The organism is Parvibaculum sp. (assembly GCF_045863935.1).
In the GTDB taxonomy this organism is placed as follows: domain Bacteria; phylum Pseudomonadota; class Alphaproteobacteria; order Parvibaculales; family Parvibaculaceae; genus Parvibaculum.
Genome location: NZ_BTVP01000019.1, coordinates 1 through 5,143, shown reverse-complemented (window position 1 = coordinate 5,143; position 5,143 = coordinate 1). Strand labels below are relative to the sequence as shown.

6 protein-coding genes are annotated in these 5,143 nt (G+C 64.0%); 3 read left to right on the top strand and 3 right to left on the bottom strand.

The genetic code is table 11. From position 1 onward, the window contains the following. A partial coding sequence (locus ACKUUH_RS09685) for a sulfite exporter TauE/SafE family protein (protein WP_407949704.1) occupies nucleotides 1–585 on the top strand: 585 nt, incomplete at its 5' end. 3 nt (nucleotides 586–588) lie between these two features. On the opposite strand, the gene ACKUUH_RS09680 is transcribed toward ACKUUH_RS09685, so the two are convergent. Further along, nucleotides 589–1,683 (bottom strand): phospholipase, encoded by a 1,095-nt coding sequence (locus tag ACKUUH_RS09680; protein ID WP_407949703.1) that lies wholly within the window; start codon nucleotides 1,681–1,683, stop codon nucleotides 589–591. A gap of 127 nt (nucleotides 1,684–1,810) precedes the next feature. Between ACKUUH_RS09680 and ACKUUH_RS09675 the strand changes: the two genes are divergently transcribed. Together ACKUUH_RS09675 and ACKUUH_RS09670 are read left to right on the top strand one after the other, a co-directional pair. Further along, on the top strand, nucleotides 1,811–2,056 hold the full coding sequence (locus ACKUUH_RS09675) for a type II toxin-antitoxin system Phd/YefM family antitoxin (RefSeq protein WP_407949702.1): 246 nt from the start codon (nucleotides 1,811–1,813) through the stop codon (nucleotides 2,054–2,056). Further along, entirely contained in the window at nucleotides 2,053–2,439 is a 387-nt protein-coding gene (locus ACKUUH_RS09670; protein ID WP_407949701.1) for a type II toxin-antitoxin system VapC family toxin, read from the top strand. Before ACKUUH_RS09675 ends, ACKUUH_RS09670 begins: the two co-directional genes overlap by 4 nt. A gap of 7 nt (nucleotides 2,440–2,446) precedes the next feature. Here the strand turns inward: ACKUUH_RS09670 and ACKUUH_RS09665 are convergent, their stop codons facing one another. Together ACKUUH_RS09665 and ACKUUH_RS09660 are read right to left on the bottom strand one after the other, a co-directional pair. Then, entirely contained in the window at nucleotides 2,447–3,946 is a 1,500-nt protein-coding gene (locus ACKUUH_RS09665) for a phosphomannomutase/phosphoglucomutase (RefSeq protein ID WP_407949700.1), read from the bottom strand. A gap of 123 nt (nucleotides 3,947–4,069) precedes the next feature. Continuing rightward, nucleotides 4,070–4,765 carry a TIGR02281 family clan AA aspartic protease gene (locus ACKUUH_RS09660; protein WP_407949699.1) on the bottom strand — a complete coding sequence of 232 codons (696 nt, stop codon included), beginning with the start codon at nucleotides 4,763–4,765 and terminating at the stop codon, nucleotides 4,070–4,072. Nucleotides 4,766–5,143 lie beyond the last annotated feature (378 nt).

The following is a 5,143-nucleotide window of genomic DNA, read 5'->3' as shown; positions in this document are numbered from 1 at the left end:
GGCGCGGTCGACTGGCCGATGCTGAAAAGCTGGGCGCTCCCCATTCTTCTGGGCGTCGCGGCCGGAACGGTCGTCGCGGCCTATGTGAGCGGCGATGCCCTGACCGGCGTCTTTGCCTCCATCGCGCTGCTCGTCGCCGCCAATCTCGCCTTCGGCAAGGAAAGCTGGCGCCTCGGCACGCAGTTGCCCGGCAAGCCCGTGCAATATTCCGTTGCCGGCGTCATCGGCACTCTTTCCGCGCTCATGGGGATCGGCGGCGGCACCTTCGCCGTCAGCTTCATGACGCTCTACGGCAAGAACCCGCGCGAAGCGGTCGCGACCTCCTCGGGTCTCGGTGTGCTGATCGCCGTTCCCGCCGTCATCGGCTTCGTGCTTGCGGGCTGGAACGATCCGCTCCTGCCGCCCTTCAGCTTCGGTTACGTGAACCTGATCGGGATCGCGCTCATCGCGCCGCTCTCGGTGCTTGCCGCGCCCTGGGGTGCCGCCATCGCGCATGCGATCAGCCACAAGGCGCTCATCCGCGCCTTCGCGGCTTTCCTCGCGCTCACCTCGGTCCAGATGTTCTACCGGCTCTTCCTCGGCTGACCCTCAGGCGAGGAACCAGTCCATGATGCGGGCGTTTTCTTCCACCGGATAGGTGTGGGAGAGGTCGGCGATCTCGCGATAAGTCACATTCGCGCCCGCCGCCGAAAGCTCCGAATAGGCGAGCCGCGCCATGTCGGCGGCGAACATCCAGTCGAGCGCGCCATGCGTGATATAGACGGGAAGGCCCTGAAGCCGTGCCGGATCCGCCATGCCGAGAAGCATCGGATGCCACGCGGACGAGACAGGCGCGAGATGCGTGAAGGGCCCGCCTGCCAGCCCCGCAAGATAGGTGAAGGTGCCGCCGTCGCTCATGCCGGTGAGCAAGATGCGGCCGGCATCGATGTTCCAGCGCTCGCCCGCACGCGCCATCATCCGCGCAAGCGAGGCCCGGTCCTGCTCCGGTTCCATGAGCGACCATGTCGCATCGAGCGATGTCGGGCTCATCAGGATCGCGCCGCGAGAGCGCGCGGCCCTGAGCCATGTCCACAGAAAACCGCGCCCGTGCCCGCTGCCGCCATGACAGGCGACGATCAGCGGGTGAGGGCGTCCGGCGTCGTATGTCTCCGGCACATAGAGCGAGAAGCCGCCGCGCTGTCCCTTTTCGTTGCCGAAATGATGGATGCCGGTCCCTTCTGTCGCCGCGCCTTCCGCGAGACGCTCGATGAGCGCCGCGTCGCTCTGCGCGCCGTCCTCGAGGAAGAAGCGGCTCACCGGCGGCAGCATCGCGCTCACCGGATAAAGCGCCTCCATCGCGCGCGGCCCGTGCCGCATCGCGCGATAGGCCGCGAAGACCGGCCCGCCCGGCGCCGACCCGTCCGCCGCCGCCGCGCGCAATCCTTCGAACGTCGCTTCGGTCTCGTCCGCCGCCTCGCGCACATGGTCGCGAAACGCGCACAGATGCTCCGGCCATTGCGCTGCGTCGAACGCCGCCCGCGAGGCCTTCAGCTTCGCTGCCACCGGTTCCATCTGCTCGACAAGGCTCGCCAGAAGCGGCGGATGCATATGCCGCGCAATGAACGACACGGCATCCATTCCCTGCAACAGCGCGGGCAGAAGCGCATCGACGGCGTCGATCAGGTTTTCGTTGGGCGTTTCCATCGTTTCCGGTTTCGGCAATGGGAGGGCAGGGGAGTAAAGCCTTCTTCCGGTCCGGACGAAAGCCGGACTTGAAATCCATGTCCAATTAAACTAAGTTCAATAAACTAAACTAATTTGGATGTAGGCGATGCGTACCTTCAATATCCATGAAGCGAAGACGCACCTTTCCCGCCTGATCGAAAAGGCGGCGAAAGGTGAGAGCTTCATCATCGCGAAAGCGGGAAAGCCGCTCGTCAAGGTGACGGCGCTTGACGCACCTGTGCCGGGCGAGGTGCGCCGCACCGGGTTTCTGGCGGGCGCGCTCAAGGTCCCGGCCGATTTCGACAAGATGGGCAAGGCCGAGATCGAGGCACTGTTCGGGGAGGACGCGTGAAGCTCCTTCTCGACACGCATATTCTTCTCTGGGCCGCCGGTCTGCCGGGGAAGCTGCCGCGCACAGCGCGCAAGCTCATCGAGGACACGGAGAACCTTCTTCTCTTCAGCCCGGCGAACCTGTGGGAAATCGCCATCAAGCGTTCGCTGGGGCGGGACGATTTCCAGGCCGATCCGCGTCTCCTGCACCGTGGCCTCATTGACAACGGGTATGAGGAATTGCCGATTGCGAGCCGTCATGCGCTAGCGGCGGGCGATTTGCCACCGCTTCACAAGGACCCCTTCGACCGGATGCTGGTCGCACAGGCGCTGGAGGAAGGCATCGTGTTGCTGACAGCCGACCCCCTCGTGGCGCAGTACCCCGGACCGATCCGGAAAGTTTAAGGCCTCCTCAGATCTTCTGATCGTACTCGCCCACTTCGGGCTGCGCCGAAAGGTGCTTGTCCACTTCCGCGAACATGGCCCGCATGTTCGCTTCCGATGCCGGGCTTTCCACCACGACCACGAGCCCCGGCTTGTTCGATGAGGCGCGCACAAGGCCCCAGGTCCCGTCCGCCACCGTCACGCGCACGCCGTTCACCGTCACGATGTCGCGGATCTTCTGGCCGATAAGCGTCTCGCCCTTCGTCTCCATCTCCTCGAAGAGCCGCACGATCCGCTCCACGACTTCGTATTTTTTCTCGTCCGGGCAATAGGGCGACATGGTGGGCGAGCCCCATGTCTTCGGCAGCGCCTCGCGCAGATCCGACATCTTCTTGTCCGGATTGCGGTCCAGCATGTCGCAGATCGCGATGGCCGAGACGAGCCCGTCGTCATAACCGCGTCCGATCGGCGGATTGAAGAAGTAGTGGCCGGACTTCTCGAAGCCGACCAGCGCGTTCAGTTCATGCGCGCGCCGCTTGATATAGGAGTGTCCGGTCTTCCAGTAGTCGGTCTTCGCGCCGTTCGCGATCAGCACGGGATCGGTGAGGAAGAGCCCGGTCGACTTCACGTCCACCACGAATTGCGCATTCGCGTGCCGCGCGGACAAATCCCGCGCCAGCATCACGCCCACCTTGTCGGCGAAGATTTCCTCGCCCGTATCGTCCACCACGCCGCAGCGGTCGCCGTCGCCGTCGAAGCCGAGGCCCACATCGGCGCCCGTTTCCAGCACCTTGTCGCGCAGCGCATGGAGCATTTCCATGTCTTCGGGGTTCGGGTTGTAGCGCGGGAAGGTCCAGTCGAGCTCGCAATCGAGCGGGATCACCTCCACGCCGATGCCTTCGAGAACCTTCGGCGCGAAGGCGCCCGCCGTGCCGTTGCCGCAGGCCGCGACCACGCGCAGCTTGCGTTTGATTTTCGGCCGGCCGGTGAGGTCGGCGATATAGCGCTCCGCCATGCCGCCCACGCGGATATAGCGTCCGCCGTCGCGCGCCTTGCCTTCGCCGCCGAGCACGATCTCCTTCAGGCGCCCCATCTCGTCCGGCCCGAAAGTCAGCGGCCGTTGCGCGCCCATCTTCACGCCGGTCCAGCCGTTCTCGTTGTGGCTCGCCGTCACCATGGCAACGCAGGGCACGTCGAGCGCGAACTGCGCGAAATAGGCGACAGGCGAAAGCGCGAGGCCGATATCGTGCACCTCGCAGCCCGCTTCCATCAGGCCGATGATCAGTGCCTGCTTGATCGAGGCGGAATAGGAGCGGAAGTCGTGACCGACCGCGATTGCAGGCCGCACGCCGAATTCGTGGATCGCCGTGCCGAGCCCCAGCCCCAGCGCCTGCACGCCGACGAGATTGATCTCCTTCTCGAACAGCCAGCGCGCGTCATATTCGCGGAACCCGTTGGGCGAGACGAGCGGCAGGTTCTCGAATTCAGGCGTATTGGGCTTCAGGTCGGTACGCGGCTTCAGCGTCATGTTATCTCCGGGGAGGGCGGGGTGGTCTCGATGACTTGTTATAGCGAAATTTCGGCGTGAACGGATGACAAGTCCGATCCGCTATAGAAGTCCTGAATGAGGCGGGAGAATGGCGGTGTGTGTCTAGTAGCGCAACACCAGCCGCTCGCCCCGGACCTCGACGGAACCGAGCCGCCCGAGAAAGCTCATGCCGAGCAATGACGTGTCGAGCCCGCCCTGCGACACCGAGGCATCGACATCGCGCAGCGTGATGCCGCCCACCGTCACCTCGTCGAGCCTTACCCGTGCGGCATGGATGACGCCGTTCGCCGTCTGATAGGGGATGGTGTAGCTGAGCCTTGAAAAGTCGATGCCGACACGGCGCGCATCCGCGGCGCTCAGCGCCACGTCGCTGGCGCCCGTATCCACCAGGAAACGCACATGCGTCCCGTTGACGAGCGCGTCCGCATGGAAATGTCCCGTCATGTCGCGCGACAGATAGGCCGTGCCCGGTTCGCCCGTCACCGGGACGGAGGGGGCGACTTCGGAGCGCAGCCGGCTGCCGATGTCCGAAAACACGTCGCGATAGGAATAGCCGATCACCAGCACAAGCGCGATCGCGATCCAGGTCAGCGCCTGTTTCAGCGCCACGCCCGCTCGCTCCCGCCACCCCATCAAGACGCCGGAGCCGACCAGCGTTAGCAGCAGCACGCCATAGACGAAGCGCATCTGAGCGTTCTCGCTGTCCAGCGCGCCCGGAAAGCGGTTCATCAGGAGAAGCAGCAGCGCCGCGGCGCCAAGAAGGACCAGGGCGGCCCATGTCCAGTTGTTCTGTCTCATGGAAGCGAGTCTAGCGCGGGCAGGTGATAAAAGCGTAATCGCGATATGAAACCTCAGCCCCCTTTTTCGTCATGGCCCGCTTTATGCCACTGCTGTCCGGTTTAAATTTTTCGGGGCTGGTTCAAGCTTTTGATTTTGCGAGCGAAACGCCTGTTCGCCAGCACTCGGGACTCGGGACTCGGAACCGCGAAATCGGGTTTACTGGATCACCCGGATGTCCTGATCGGCTCCGAATTCAGAAAGCCGAGCCGTTTTCAAAACCCAAAACCGTCATGGCCCGCTTTATGCGGGCCATCCACGTCTTTGCGGCACGGAATAGAAGAAAAGAAAGACGTGGATGACCCGCCAAAAAAGTTTGAAGGAGGGCCGGGTCATGAC